The following is a 13,710-nucleotide window of genomic DNA, read 5'->3' as shown; positions in this document are numbered from 1 at the left end:
GCCCTACCCCTCGCGCGCCCTGGACGCGGGCGCCCGAGCATCACAGACAGAAGCCGCTGGGCAGACACGTGCTCCCCAGCCCACACGACAAGCCCGAGGTCCAGCAGTTCGGCTGGCAGGCGCCCGAGCCGGTGCTGTCGCTGTAGCAGACGTAGTCCGCGCGGCAGTCTCCCTGTCCCGTCCCCACCTCGCGCGTGCAGGTGGCCAGACACGCCTTGGTGCCCGTGGACGAGTCCACGATGTAGCAACGCGAGCCCGCCGGACAGGCCGCCTGGGTGCAGTTCATCGAGCAGTACCCACCGGGATAGCCCGTCACGCAGACGCCTCCCGGGCAGTCCGCGTCCGAGCCGCAGGCGCTGCCCACCACCAGCGCCGGGTCGTCGTCAATGGGCGCCAGCGGAATCAGGTCGAAGCTCACGTCCGTGAGGGTGACGCCGGCTTGCACCTCCAGGGGCTCGAAGGCATCCACGTTCCGCCAGTAGCCGGTGCGCTCGCCGTCCTCGAAGAAGTTCCCGTCCTGGTCATCGTCGATGGTGGCCAGCGCGAAGTACGTCCGGGGCTCCAGGTCGATGCTGTACACGTAGGCAGCGGTGGCGCGCGCCAGGGCGATGGCGTCCTGTGAGGCCTGCCACTCGCCGCGTGCGTCCTGCCACACGAACGCGACCACGGCATCCAGGTCCCGGGAGGCGCCCGCCACGCCAATCTTCACCGCCACCGTCGCCGAGCCCGCCGTCCCCGAGCCCACCAGGCTCATCGTCACCACGGTGTCTCCCACCGGCAGGCCGGAGGCGTCCACCGCCACGGCCAGCGAGGCCGAGCCGAAGGCGGGGACGCGGACCGTGTTGCCCTGCGGGAAGGACACCGCCGAGGCGCCGGGGCCGCTGACGCTGGCCGTCACCGTCAGGTCTCCCCCGCGATTGCCCCCCACGTTGCTGAGCGGGAGCAGCTGCGTCCCGCTGCCCTCGAAGAACAGCGTGGACGTCGTCACGCTGAGCTGGGGGTCCAGCGTGCCCGGGTCCACGTTGGCGATACGGGCCAGCGCGGCGCGCGCGTTGACGAGCCCCGCGCCGCAGCCCTCCGGGCACTGCGCGTGGGTCAGCGGCGTGGCGGTTGCCTTGAGCGTCTCCTCCGCCACCGCGGCCGTCAGCTCCGGCCGCGCCGCCGCCATCAGCGCCACCACGCCCGCGACGTGGGGCGCGGCCATGCTGGTGCCCTGCGAGAAGGCATAGGCCGGCAACCCGTTCTCATCCAGCACCGTGGACAGCACGCCGTCCGGGTAGCCGTCGCCGTTCAGGTCCTCGCGCATCTCACCGCCGGAGGCCACCACGTCCACGTCCTCACCGAAGTTGGAGAAGCTGCTGCGCTGGCCCGCCAGGCTGGTGGAGCCCACGCAGATGACGTTGTCCTGGTTGCACGGCGTGCTGTTGCGGGCGTCCACGTCCTCGTTGCCCGCCGCGACGACGATGATGGCCCCGCGGTCCAAGGCCGCGTCGATGGCCTCCTGGTAGAGTTCCTGCGGCGGCGCGCTGCCGCCCAGGCTCATGTTCACCACCTTCGCGGGGTTCGGGTTGGGCGGCACGCCCGGCACGGTGCCGCCCGTGGCCCAGGTGATGGCCGCCGCGATGTCGAAGGCGGTGCCGCCGTCCCGGCCCAGCACGCGTACCGGAAGCAGCTTCGCGTTCCACGCCACGCCCGCGACGCCCACCAGGTTGTTCGTGTCCGCGGAGATGGTGCCCGCCACGTGCGAGCCGTGCCACGACGAGCCGCCGCTGGGCGTGTCGCCGCCTTCGTCCCGAGGATTGTCGTCCCGGCCGTCGCCGTCCCCCGCGTTCTCCGGGTCCGAAATCATGTCGTAGCCCGGCAGCACGTTCGCGTTCAGGTCCGGGTGGGCGACGATGCCGCTGTCGAGGACCGCCACCACCACGCCCGACGCATCCGGCACCAGGTCCCACGCGGCCGGCAGGTTCAACGTGGGGTAGTGCCACTGGAGGCTGTAGCCCCGGTCATTCGGCGCGGCCATGCCGTGCATCCGCTCGTTGCGGACCGCGAAGCGCACGCCGGGCACCCGCGCGAGCTCCGCCGCCCACGCCTGCGTCTTCGCGGCCGTCACGGCCTTGCCGTCCAAAGCGACGTAGCCCACCAGGTGCGTGTACGCGTTGGCGTAGCCCTTGTGGACCGCGCGGAACCCCGGGCGCTTCGCCAGCGCCAGCACGCGCTCTGGCGGCAGGTCCGCTTCCTCGACGCGGAGGATGACGTCTCCAGGAATCGTGGGGTCCTCCCGGGAGGCACGCTCATGCGGCACGCGCCCCAGCTCGGACGGGACGATGGCGAGCCCCGGCGCCTTCGCGCCTTGCCGCTCCTCACGCACGCGGCGGGCGTGGAGCGCTCGCAACGTCTGCTTCAGCGTCTCCAGCTCGCCGGCACGAAACGGCGAGCGCACCGTCTCCGGGCCGACGCCGCCCGCGGACCGCTCACTGCTCCGGAAGGGCGTCAGCTGCCCCCGGACGCGCCCCTTCGAAGTCGGCTCCTCCGACGGCGGTGGCTCGTCCTCGTCGCCAGAACAGGAAGTGGCGGTGAGCAGCAACAGTCCCATCAACAACAGGCGACGCATGCGGACGACCCCTCGCGATGAACCGAGGGGCATACCCTAGCAGCACCGCGCGGGCTCGCCGCCGTTCAGCTCGCCATCGCTTCGCCGCCGCCGTCTTCCGTGTCCTCTCCAACGTTGCCGTCGGCGGTATCGTCCAGTGCGCCGACATCTCGCGGCACGCCATCCACGTAGGTCACGACGTTGCCGGGCAAGGCCGGCACGCGAGGCCCCGGCGTCACCACGCCCGTGAGGTTGAGCGGGTCGACACCGGACAGCTGCACCCGCACGCCCGACGGCGGCTGGCGGCGCACCGAGCGCGCCATGTCCACCGCCTCCGGCAGCGCGAACTGCTCTCCCACGAAGCCCGCCACGAAGCGGCCGCCGCGCACCTCGCCGCGCGCCTCCATGCGGCGGTACACGAAGAGCAGCTCACGCCACGTGGGCGCCAGCGCCTCGCGCATCACCAGGTCCCGCCAGACGATGCCGTAGCGCTGGAGGAAGAGGCGCGCCAGCGAGTCCAGCACCTCGTCCTGCGACTTCGGCTCCGCGGGCGCCAGCAGGCTCCAGCGGCCCGGGCCGCCCCGCTGGAGCAGCTTCTGCCGCTTGCGGTGCGCGGGGCTCTGGAGCACCCGCAGGTTCTGCACCGCGTCCGCCGTCACCAGGCCCCGCGCCACCAGCTCCCACAGCGCGTCCTCGATTTCGGCGGGCAGCCGGCGCGCCCGCGACACCAGGTCCTGGAAGAAGCAGGCGCCCCGCCGCTCCAGCACCGCCACCACGTCCCTGGCGGCCACGCTCAGGTCCGGCGGCGTCCAGACGTCTCCATCCGCCAGCACCGCGTGGGGCCGCGCGGCGGTGAGCATCCACTCCAGGTCCTCGCGCAGGGTGAAGGTCAGCGGCGCGTTGCGCGTGGGCGACGCCCGGGAGCGCGTGGGCGCGGGCTCCGGCGGCGTCACCGGCGCGCCCCTGCGAGGCCCCGGCGCGGGCTTCGCCTCCTTCGTCGACAGCCGCCCCCAGGCCACCTCGCCCGCGTAGCAGGCCCGCTCCAGCAGGTCCGGCGTGTATCCGCGCATGCGCGCGGGCAGCAGGAAGCGCTCCCACGCGGAGGCGGGCGCCTCGTAGCCCTGCAGCAGCCGCACGGCCTTGAGCAGGCCGGTGGAGCCACGCAGCGCGTCCAGCTCCTCCAGGTGGTGCCACCGGAAGAGGAAGCGCATGAAGTCCTGCGCGCTCAGCGGCTCGATTTCCTTGCGCAGCCGCCCCACCGTCAGCCGGTGGATGCGCTGGAGCAGGCGCCGGTCGCACCACTCCAGCGGCGGGCTCGCGCCATCCGACAGGGGCGCCTCCAGCGGGCGGAAGCGGCCACGCAGCACGTTGCCCTGGGACTCCAGCTGGTGCAGGGCCGCGTTGACGGAGTCCTCGTCCAGCACGACGAGCCGCGCCAGCTCCGCCACCGTGGTGGGCCCCAGCATCTCCATCCGGCCGCGCACCACCTGGAGCACGGCCGCGTCCCGCTCCACGGGCCGGTCATGCGCCAGCACCGGCAAGGGCGGCTGCATGGGCGCATCGGGGAAGAGCACCCGCAGCGCGCTGCCCCGCTCCGCGGACACCAGGAAACGCCCGGCGGGCAGGTCCATCCACGCCACCCGGCCCTGCTCGAACAGGGGCGTCGCCAGGCCGCGCGGCACCTCCGCGGCGGGCAGCAGGATGAGCTGCAGCAGCGCGTCGTGCAGCTCGTCCTCGTCGCGCATCGGCGGGGCGGCGTCCGCCACCACCGTGGCGATGGCGGTGGCGTCCAGCGCGCCGAAGGCCGTCACGTCCTCCACGGGCATCGCGCGGCGCAGGGCCACGTTGCGCACGCGCCGCTCCTCGGCGGGCGCGTCGTCCAGGAAGGTGTAGGGCTGGCTGTGAATCATCGCGTGCGCGAAGAGGCTGGGCTCCGGCACGTCGCGCGCCAGCAGACGGATGCGGCCCTCGCGCATGCCGCGCAGCACCTCGCGCAGGCCGTCCACGTCCATGGCCTCGCGCAGGCAGTCATCCATGGTCTGCTTCACCAGCGGATGGTCCGGCACCTCCAGGTCACCGCCGCCGTGGTTGTCCTGGCAGCCCACCTGCTCCGGGAACACCGCCGCCAGCAAGTCCTCGCTGCGGGCGCGCTGGAGGTTGGGCGCCACGCGCTTGCCGCCCATCATCCGGTTCAGCGCCAGCGCCCGCGTGGCCACCCAGCGGAAGCGCGTGCCGAAAATCGGCGCCTGGAGCACCGCCTGCACCAGCACCTCCTCCACGTGGTCCGGGTGGAGGAAGTCGAAAATCTCCGCCAGCGGGAAGGAGTGCTGCTCGCCCAGCGACAGGAGGATGCCGTCCTCCGTGGCCGCCGCCTGGAGCTCGAAGTCGAAGGAGCGGCAGAAGCGCTTGCGCAGCGCCAGGCCCCACGCGCGGTTGATGCGGCTGCCGAAGGGCGCGTGGATGATGAGCTGCATCCCGCCCGCCTCGTCGAAGAAGCGCTCGGCCACCACCGTCGTGTGGCTGGGCACCGCGTCGAGCATCTTCTGCCCCGTGCGCAGGTAGCCCATCAGCGCGTCCACCGCGGGCGGCGGCATGCGCAGCTCCTTCTGGAGGAACGCGGGGCCGTCCTCGCGCGCCAGCAGCTCCTCGCGCAGCCGGCCCACCTGGAGCGACAGCTCGTCCGTGCGGCCCGGGGCCTCGCCGCGCCAGAAGGGCACGTTGGGCGGCGCGCCGCGCGCGTCCTCCACCTGCACCGTGCTGCCCGACACCCGCTGGATGCGCCACGCGGTGCTGCCCAGCAGGAAGATGTCCCCGGGCGAGGACTCCACGGCGAAGTCCTCGTCCAGCGTGCCCACCACCTTGCCCTCCGGCTCGGCGGTGACGTTGAAGGTGAAGGTGTCCGGGATGGCGCCGCCGTTGGTGAGCGCGGTGATGCGCACGCCGCGCCGGCCCTTCAGGCGCTGGTTCACCCTGTCCCGGTGGAGGTGGATGCCCGCGCGGCCCCGGCGCGCCGCCACGCCCTCCGACAGGAGCTCCAGCACGCCCTGGTACTCCTCCCAGGTAAGGTTCCGGTACGGGTACGCGCGCTGGAAGAGGCTGAAGAGGGCGCGCTCGTCCCACTCCTCGCAGGCGCACGCGGCGACAATCTGCTGCGCCAGCACGTCCAGCGGCTTCTCCGGGATGCGCACCGCGTCCAGGTCTCCCTCGCGCACGGCGTTGAGGAGCGCGGCGCACTCCACCAGCTCGTCGCGCGTCATCGCGAAGAGGATGCCCTTGGAGATGCCGGCCTTGTGGTGCCCCGCGCGGCCCACGCGCTGGAGCAGCACGGAGATGGCGCGCGTGCTGCCCAGCTGCACGACGAGGTCCACGTTGCCCACGTCGATGCCCAGCTCCAGCGACGCGGTGGCCACCATGGCCCGCAGCTGGCCGGACTTCAGCTTCTCCTCCGCGGCCAGGCGAATCTCCCGCGACATGCTGCCGTGGTGCGCCGCCACGGTGCCCTCGCCCAGGCGCTCGCCCAAGTCGTGCGCCACGCGCTCCGCCATCTTCCGCGTGTTGACGAAGACGAGCGTCGTGCGGTGCGTCCCCGTCAGCTCCACCAGCCGGTCGTAGACCTGCCCCCACATCTCGTGGCTGGCCAGCGAGGACAGCTCGGCGTCCGGAATCTCCAGCGTCAAATCCCACGGACGCAGGTGGCCTACCTCCACCTTCTTGCAGTCCCGGTGGGAGGCGCCGGTGAGGAACGCGGCGATGGCGTCCAGTGGCTTCTGCGTCGCCGACAGGCCGATGAGCTGGGGCCGCACGTCCGTGAGCGCCTTGAGCCGCTCCAGGGACAGCGCGAAGTGGCTGCCCCGCTTGTCCCGCGCCAGGGCGTGGATTTCGTCCACGATGACGGTGCGCACCGCGCGCAGCGTGGCCCGCGCCTTCTCCGCCGTCAGGTAGAGGTAGAAGGACTCCGGCGTGGTGATGAGGATGTGCGGAGGGCGCCGCACCATCTGCGCGCGCTCGGAGGCCGGGGTGTCCCCGCTGCGCACCTGGACGCGCAGCTCCTGTGGCCGGTAGCCCTCCGAGCGGGCCCGGGTGAGCAACTCCTCCAGCGGCTGGAGCAGGTTCTTCTGCACGTCGTTGCCCAGCGCCTTGAGCGGCGACACGTAGAGCACCTGCGTGCAGTCCGGCAGCGTTCCCTCCAGCGCCAGCCGGAAGAGCGCGTCCAGCGCGGCGAGGAAGGCCGTCAGCGTCTTGCCGCTGCCCGTGGGCGCCGCGATGAGCACGTCCTCGCCCGCCTGGATGAGCGGCCAGCCCTCCACCTGGGGCCGGCTGGGCTCTCCCAGACGCTCCGCGAACCAGCGGCGCACCACCGGATGGAACGGCGCCAGCGCCGGGTGCGCCGCGAACTCCGCGGCGAAATCGAGGCTGATTTGAGGGGCCATCGAGAACCTCCAGGCCAAGCCTGAACACAGGTACAGCCCGGCGTCAACGCGACGGAACTCGGTGAGTCGCCCTCCCCCGCGGGTGCCGCAGGCGCCGGCCGGGGGCCCGACAGGAAGCCGCCCCTGCGTCCGAGCAGCACGCTGACGCGTCATCGCCCACGCAGGACACGTCATCCGCAATGCCTGACAGCCCCTCCATCTATCGAGACAGCGCAACATTCCAGTGCTCGCGCCCGGCACGGACAGGAGGAATGTGCCTTGCACACCGCCCCTCAGCACCAATGAGGAGCGAAAGCATGCGCCCCACCCATGAGATTCTCCGGGCCCACGACACGAGCAGAAGCCCGTCCCTGCCAGGCGAACGGACACGCGCCGCCGCGCGGGTGGGCGCACCATGAGCGAGGCCTTCTGCGACGTCGCCATCATCGGAGGCGGTCCTGCGGGCGCGGCCCTGGCCGTGGCGCTGCGCGACCAGGCCCCCTTCCTCTCCATCACGTTGCTGGAGCGCACCGCTTACGACACGCCCCGCTCGGGCGACGCGCTGTCGCCGGACATCCGCGTCCCGCTGTCCCGCCTCGGTGTCTGGGCCAGCTTCCTGCGGGATGGCCACCTGGCCTCCCGGGGGACCACGTCGTGCTGGAACCGCGCGGAGCCGTACCTCCGGGACATGCGGAGCTCGCCCTGGGGCTCCGCCTGGCACCTGGACCGGGCTCGCTTCGACGAGCGACTGAGCCTGGAGGCCACCCGGCAAGGTGTCCGGGTCCTCCGGCTGACGACGCTGCTGGATTCGGAGCCGCTGGCGAAGGAGGGCTATCGACTGCACGTCTCCCAGCGCAAGTCTGGCGCTGGCACGTTGTGCGCGCGCTTCGTCGTGGACGCGACGGGCTGGAAGGCCACCTTCGCCATGTCCCAGGGCGCACGGCGACGCATTCGCGACCGCTGCTTCGCCGTGTGCGGCACCTTCCAGCTTCGGACGGAAGAGTCCTTCCCCACCGACGCCCTGGTGGAGGCCTGCCCGGAGGGCTGGTGGCACTCCGCGCTCCTGCCCTCGGGGCGCGTCGCCGTCACCCTGGTCGGAGATGGGGACTCGCTGCACGGGCTGCGCTGGGCGACGCCGGAGCCCTGGCTGGCGTTGCTCGAACAAGCCCCCGTCACCCGCGCCCGGCTGGCGGCGTGTGACTTCAGCGGAGAGTCCCTCGTCGCCGCGCCCATCCTCGTCGGGCAGTTGGACCGGATGCAGGGTGAGCGCTGGCTGGCCGTGGGCGACGCGGCCTGCACCCATGACCCGCTGTCCGCCCAGGGCGTCGCCGCCGCGCTGGAGTCCGCGCTCCTCGCCGCGGAAGCCCTGGAGCGATACCTCCGGGGCGATGAGGGCGCGCTGCGCCACTATGAGGAAACACTCCAGCGGCGGTTCGACGAGCACCTGCGCCTTCGAGGCCATACGTACCGCGAGGAGCAGCGGTGGCCAGGCGCGCCGTTCTGGAAGAACCGGCACGAAGCCTTCCCGCCCATCGCCCCCGCGGCAGGGCAGGTGTCCCTCCCGTCGCCCTAGAAAATCCAGAGGCGCTCTTTCGGGAAGGCGAGCGTGTACGCCCCCGGAGCCAACGACTCGCGCGTGGTGGCGCGCAGCGTCTGCCCTTCGAGCTGGAACTGGTGCTCCCAGCGCCCGCCGACATAGAGGGAGCTCGTCAGCGCGGCCGGAAGCCGGTTCTCACCGGCGCCGGACGCCAGCTGGAGCTCTTCCACGCGGATGACGCCGGTGGCGGAGCCGTCCCCCGCGCCATCGCTCCGCAGCTGCCCCCACAGCGACTGGCCGCCCACCTGGAGCCGCGCCTCGCCGTCGCGCCGCTCCACCACGCGGCCCGACAGGGTGTTGTTCACGCCCATGAAGTTCGCGGCGAAGAGGCTCCGGGGCTCCGTGTAGAGCTGCTCCGGCGTCCCGTCCTGCACCATGCGCCCCCCATCCAGCAGCATGATGCGGTCGGCGATGGCCATGGCCTCCACCTGGTCGTGGGTGACGAAGAGCGCGGTGAGCCCCAGGCGCTTGATGAGCGCGCGAATCCAGACGCGCGCCTCCTCCCGCAGCTTCGCGTCCAGGTTGGACAGGGGCTCGTCCAGGAGCACCAGCGGCGGTCCGTAGACGAGCGCCCGCGCCAACGCCACGCGCTGCTGCTGCCCGCCGGAGAGCTGGCTGGGGAAGCGGTCGCCATACCCCTCCAGGCCCACGCCCTGGAGCACCTCGCGCACCGCCCGGTCCACCTGCTCGCGGGACTGCTTGCGCAGCCGCAGGCCGTAGGCCACGTTGTCGAACACCGTCTTGTGAGGCCACAGCGCGTAGGACTGGAACACCAGCCCCAGGTCGCGCCGCTCCGGCGGCAGGTTCACCTTCGCCGCCGCGTCGAACACCGTGCGCTCCCCGATGTGGATGCGTCCCCGCACCGGCGTCTCCAGCCCGGCGACGGCGCGCAGCAGCGTCGACTTGCCGCTGCCCGAGCGCCCCAGCAGCGCCACCACCTCGCCGTCCCGGAAGTCGGCGGTGATGCCCTTCAGGATGTCATTCGCGCCGAGCCGGACGTGGACGTCCTCGACGAGCAACCGGGCCATGGAGGAGCTCCCTTCCGGACGGGGACAACGTCCGGTCGGCATCGTGCGACAGCTCACGGACGGGGGCCAGCGTCAGCGCACCGTGCAAAGGCGCACCAGCGCTTCCACCGCGAGCGAGGCGGCGCTCCCTCCTCACAGCGGGGTTCAGTTGGGATGAGCGACGGAGTAGCCGCAGTGGGCGGACCAGCCCACTGCATCACCCGGGGCAATGGCCGCCAAGGCGAGCTTGATACCCTGGTGCAGCCCGGAGTGGGTACGCAGTCAGTGGACGCGGCGGGGCCCAGCGCCCGCCACCGGCGCGCGGCTCGCGGCCTTCGCCCAGGTGACGCGGAACGTGGCCGCCGTGCCATCGAAGGCAATGGGCTTCACGTCCACCTGCCCCGCGCCCGCCGACCGCAGCGTCTCCGCCAGGAAGCCCGCCGCGAAGTCCGGCGTGTCCGCCGTGACGTCCTTCATCCACAGGGTGGCGCTGTCCTGCGTGGACTCCTCCACGCGGACTTCATTGAAGTTGTTTCCCGCCCGCACGTTGTACGGCACCCGCTCCAGCGTGCGCCGCGGCCCCAGCTGGGTGACGAGCGCCATGCTGGCCCGCCCCACCGACGTCTGCCGGAAGCCCTGGAGGTAGCGCGCGCCCAGCGCGAAGCTGGCCTCGTGGGACGGCAGGTCCGGGAACACGTCCTGGGCCGCCACGCGCAGGAAGGCGCGCCACTGCTCCAACGTGTACTGGGGGCGCAGCGGCTCCGACAGGTCGAGCCCCAGCGCCTTCAGCCGCTGGCGCCCTTCCCGGGTGAGATACGGCCCGAGCGCTCGCACGAAGAGGGCTTCCACGGACTGAGCGAAAATGAGCTTCTCTGGCGCCATGCACGGAAGGTGGTAGCGGCAACCCCAATCCGGGAGTCGTGCCGCGCCGCGACCGTCAACTGGTCATCATCGCGGCAGCCGGATGAGGAAGGTGGTGCCTTCCGCGGCGCTGGAGGCCACCTGGGCCTCTCCGTCATGCGCCCGGACAATCTGCCGGGTGATGTAGAGCCCCAGGCCCAGGCCGCTGGGCGCGCCCGCATCGCTCGCCGCGCGCCGGCCCCGGCGCCAGGCGCCGAAGACGTGGGGCAGGTCCTCCGCCGGAATGGGCGTGCCGCGGTTGTGGATGCGCAGCACCACCTCCCGCTCGGAGCCTTCCGCGCCCACCCACACGGTGCTCTCGGCCGGGCTGTACTTCAGGGCGTTGCCCACCAGGTTGCTCACCGCCTGCTCCAGCCGGTCCGAGTCCCACTTCCCCTGACCGTCGCCGCGCGCCTCCAGTTGCACCACCCGGCCGGGGTGGCTGGCGCGGAGCTCCTCCACGGTGCGGCGCACCACCTCGAAGACGTCGCCCGGGGCGCGCACCACCGGGATGCCACCCCCCAGGCGGGAGCGCGCGAAATCCAGGAGCTGACGGATCATCCGGTCCATGCGGTCGGCGCTGGAGAGGATGCGCTCGGTGAGCATGCCCTGGCGCTCGTCCAGCCCGCCCTTTCGGCGCAGCTGCTGCGCGGACATGGACAGGGCGTTGAGCGGGTTGCGCAGGTCGTGCCCGAGCATCCCGATGAACTGCTCGCGGAACTCCTCCGCGCTGCGCGCCTCGGTGACGTCGCGCATGGACGACATCACCGCCAGCACCTCGCCGTGGCTCCCCACGGTCGGAGACAACACGACGTCGAAGTGCCGCGGGCCCCGGTCCGAGTCCAGCGAGACGGTGCCCCGCTGGACCGTCCCCGTCCGCAGGGCGGCCCGCACCAGCTCGATGTACGGCCCCAGCGCCGGGTCCTCCTCCTGCATCGCGTCGAGCGTCTTCCCTGGCGCATGGACCGCGCGACCCCCCCGTGACGCATACAGGGCCTGGTTGGCCAGCAGGACGCGCCCCGTGTCGTCGTAGAGCACGATGGGCTCCGCCGCGCAGGAGATGGCCACCTCCAGCAGCTGGCGCTGGTGCGCCACCTCACGGGACAGCGCCCGCACCTCCCGCTCCGCCTGACGCAGCCGGAGCAGCGCGTGCACCTGGGCCACCAGCTCCTCGGGGTCCACCGGCGCCATGAGGTAGCCATCCGCGCCGTGCTCCAGTCCCAGCGCCCGGTCGCCAGGCCCCACGGCCTGTGCGGACAGGTGGAGCACCAGCACACCCTGGGTGCGCGGCGAGGACTTCAGCCGCTGGCAGACCTCCAGGCCGCTGATGTCCGGCAGCCGCACGTCGAGGATGACGAGGTCCGTCTGCTCGTCCGCCAGGGCGAGCGCCTCCTGCCCGGAGCCAGCCTCCACCACGCGGTAGCCCGCCAGCCCCAGCACACGGGAGGTGACGTAGCGGCTGGCTGCATCGTCGTTGACGTTGAGAATGAGCGCGGATGTCGAAGTCATGTGGGAGCGCGGGCCGGCTCTTTCGTAGCTGTGCCTCCACCTGAACGCCAGATGTTACGGACTCCAACAGGTCGCCTGTCAGGGCAGGCAGACAGGCGGCACTCCCGGAACCCGGCAAAAAGTTCATGGCCCGTGCCGAAGGGACGGTTTCGCGATAGGGAAGGTCCCATGCGCCCTCCCTGTCGCCCTCTTCCCGCGGACGGCCGCTTCCTCCAGGCCGTGGGTCCCACCCCGCTCGTCCCCGTGCGCCTGCACGAGGAAGGGCCCACCATCTGGTGCAAGCTGGAGTTCCTCAATCCCAGCGGCTCCACCAAGGACCGCATCGCGCGCTACATGCTGGAGAAGGCCTGGCGCCAGGGAGAGCTGGCCCCCGGCGGCGAAGTCATCGAGGCGTCCAGCGGCTCGACGAGCATCGCGCTGGCGCTGGCCTGCGCCCAGATGGGCCTGCGCTTCACCGCGGTGATGCCGGAGGGCGTCACCGGGGAGCGCATCCTGACCATCCGCGCCTACGGCGGTGACGTGGTGCTGGTGCCGCGCGAATCGGGCGTGCACGGCGCCATCCTGAAGGCGGAGGAGCTGACGCGTGAGCGCAAGGCCTTCGCGCCCCGTCAGTTCGAGAACCTGGACAACGCCGAGGCCCACCGCGTGTGGACGGGCCAGGAGATTCTGTCGCAGGTGCCGGGCGGACTGGTGCATGGCGTGGTCAGCGGCGTGGGCACGGGCGGCACCGTCGTCGGCCTGTACCAGGCCTTCGCGGAGGCCGGCTGTCCGGTGACGGCGTTCGTGGCGCGCCCCATCGCCGGGCTCGGCTGCGACGTCGAGTGTTGCAGCTTCAGCCCCCGGGTGCCCGGCGTGGTGGACGGCATGTCCCGGCTGTACCGCGAGGCGGACATGCCGGGCCGCGTCGAAATCGACGTGTCGGACGACGAGGCCATGGAAACCGCGCGGGCGCTCATCCGCCGCGGCTTCCCGGTGGGCCCGTCCTCCGGCCTCAACTACGTGGCCGCGGTGGAGGCCGCGAAGCGGCTGGGTCCGGGCGCGCAGGTGGTGACGGTGTTCCCCGACCGGATGGAGCGCTACTTCTCCACCGAGCTCATCCAGCCCAAGCCCGTGGCGGCACGCGGCGCGGCATAGTTCAGATGGGAATGACGGGACGTGCCCGGAGTTGCACGCCCCGGCCTCTCGCGCTATCTGCTCGGCAAGCCCACGGTCATGCTCTTCCGAGTCCTGACATTGCTGGCGGTCCTGCTGCTGCCTCCCGTCGCGGGGGCCGCCGAGGGGCTGTTCCATCTCTGCCAGGGCACGGTGAAGCTCGACCTGACGTGCGCCTGCCACCAGGCGAAGCGGGCGAAGGCCGCGCCGACCAGCCCGGAAGCGGGCCTCCACGTCGACCACCACGACTGCTGCGGTGAGCTGGCCGTCCGGCTCCCCGCGCCCGAGCCCGTCACCGCGAGCTCCGGGCCATCGTGGACGCTCACGCCCATGGCGGTGATTCCCCAGGCGGTGGTCCTGGCGCCTCCGGCGCCCGAGGCCCTGCCGACGTCGTGGGTGCGCACCCGGGGCGTGCATCGCGCCACCGCGCCACCGCTGTACATCCAGCACTGCTCCTATCTCATTTGAGACGTCCGGCCCGCATGCGTTGAGGCCTGGCGGGTGGGCGTGTGCCCACCGGCCGGATTCCGCCCGCCGCCGGTGACG

The 13,710-nt window shown here is 72.2% G+C and carries 8 protein-coding genes; 3 read left to right on the top strand and 5 right to left on the bottom strand.

All coding sequences use genetic code 11. The features are described from left to right. Positions 1–40: 40 nt before the first annotated feature. Positions 41–2,611 carry a S8 family peptidase gene (locus VZL07_RS19365; protein ID WP_426757075.1) on the bottom strand — a complete coding sequence of 857 codons (2,571 nt, stop codon included), beginning with the start codon at positions 2,609–2,611 and terminating at the stop codon, positions 41–43. A gap of 65 nt (positions 2,612–2,676) precedes the next feature. Next, positions 2,677–7,020, bottom strand: a complete 4,344-nt coding sequence (locus tag VZL07_RS19360; protein ID WP_426757074.1) for a DEAD/DEAH box helicase — start codon at positions 7,018–7,020, stop codon at positions 2,677–2,679. A gap of 394 nt (positions 7,021–7,414) precedes the next feature. On the opposite strand from VZL07_RS19360, the gene VZL07_RS19355 reads away from it, so the two are divergent. Beyond that, the gene (locus VZL07_RS19355; RefSeq protein ID WP_426757073.1) at positions 7,415–8,572 is read left to right on the top strand and encodes an FAD-dependent monooxygenase; all 1,158 of its coding nucleotides are present in this window, start codon (positions 7,415–7,417) and stop codon (positions 8,570–8,572) included. On the opposite strand, the gene VZL07_RS19350 is transcribed toward VZL07_RS19355, so the two are convergent. From VZL07_RS19350 to VZL07_RS19340, 3 genes are all read right to left on the bottom strand, one after another. Further along, positions 8,569–9,624: an ABC transporter ATP-binding protein gene (locus tag VZL07_RS19350; protein WP_426757072.1), complete on the bottom strand. Its 1,056-nt coding sequence runs from the start codon at positions 9,622–9,624 to the stop codon at positions 8,569–8,571. The two genes, VZL07_RS19355 and VZL07_RS19350, sit on opposite strands and share 4 nt — an antisense overlap. 261 nt (positions 9,625–9,885) lie before the next feature. Beyond that, positions 9,886–10,485 carry a DUF2378 family protein gene (locus VZL07_RS19345; RefSeq protein WP_426757071.1) on the bottom strand — a complete coding sequence of 200 codons (600 nt, stop codon included), beginning with the start codon at positions 10,483–10,485 and terminating at the stop codon, positions 9,886–9,888. Positions 10,486–10,551: 66 nt separating this feature from the next. Next, positions 10,552–12,012 carry an ATP-binding protein gene (locus VZL07_RS19340; RefSeq protein ID WP_426757069.1) on the bottom strand — a complete coding sequence of 487 codons (1,461 nt, stop codon included), beginning with the start codon at positions 12,010–12,012 and terminating at the stop codon, positions 10,552–10,554. A gap of 168 nt (positions 12,013–12,180) precedes the next feature. Between VZL07_RS19340 and VZL07_RS19335 the strand changes: the two genes are divergently transcribed. Together VZL07_RS19335 and VZL07_RS19330 are read left to right on the top strand one after the other, a co-directional pair. Next, positions 12,181–13,146 carry a PLP-dependent cysteine synthase family protein gene (locus VZL07_RS19335; protein ID WP_426757068.1) on the top strand — a complete coding sequence of 322 codons (966 nt, stop codon included), beginning with the start codon at positions 12,181–12,183 and terminating at the stop codon, positions 13,144–13,146. A 21-nt stretch (positions 13,147–13,167) separates the two neighbouring features. Next, positions 13,168–13,632 (top strand): hypothetical protein, encoded by a 465-nt coding sequence (locus VZL07_RS19330; protein ID WP_426757067.1) that lies wholly within the window; start codon positions 13,168–13,170, stop codon positions 13,630–13,632. Positions 13,633–13,710 lie beyond the last annotated feature (78 nt).

The organism is Pseudomyxococcus flavus (genome assembly GCF_050038885.1).
GTDB classification, from domain to species: domain Bacteria; phylum Myxococcota; class Myxococcia; order Myxococcales; family Myxococcaceae; genus Myxococcus; species Myxococcus flavus.
Note: the sequence above shows the minus strand (reverse complement) of the source record. Positions and strands in the feature narration are given on the sequence as shown.

What these genes read in the sequence shown, in the direction of transcription:
- VZL07_RS19345 (WP_426757071.1), bottom strand. Translation starts at nt 10,485, where the DNA reads ATGGCGCCAGAGAAGCTCATTTTCGCTCAGTCCGTGGAAGCCCTCTTC.
- VZL07_RS19365 (WP_426757075.1), bottom strand. Translation starts at nt 2,611, where the DNA reads ATGCGTCGCCTGTTGTTGATGGGACTGTTGCTGCTCACCGCCACTTCC.
- VZL07_RS19350 (WP_426757072.1), bottom strand. Translation starts at nt 9,624, where the DNA reads ATGGCCCGGTTGCTCGTCGAGGACGTCCACGTCCGGCTCGGCGCGAAT.
- VZL07_RS19335 (WP_426757068.1), top strand. Translation starts at nt 12,181, where the DNA reads ATGCGCCCTCCCTGTCGCCCTCTTCCCGCGGACGGCCGCTTCCTCCAG.
- VZL07_RS19360 (WP_426757074.1), bottom strand. Translation starts at nt 7,020, where the DNA reads ATGGCCCCTCAAATCAGCCTCGATTTCGCCGCGGAGTTCGCGGCGCAC.
- VZL07_RS19355 (WP_426757073.1), top strand. Translation starts at nt 7,415, where the DNA reads ATGAGCGAGGCCTTCTGCGACGTCGCCATCATCGGAGGCGGTCCTGCG.
- VZL07_RS19340 (WP_426757069.1), bottom strand. Translation starts at nt 12,012, where the DNA reads ATGACTTCGACATCCGCGCTCATTCTCAACGTCAACGACGATGCAGCC.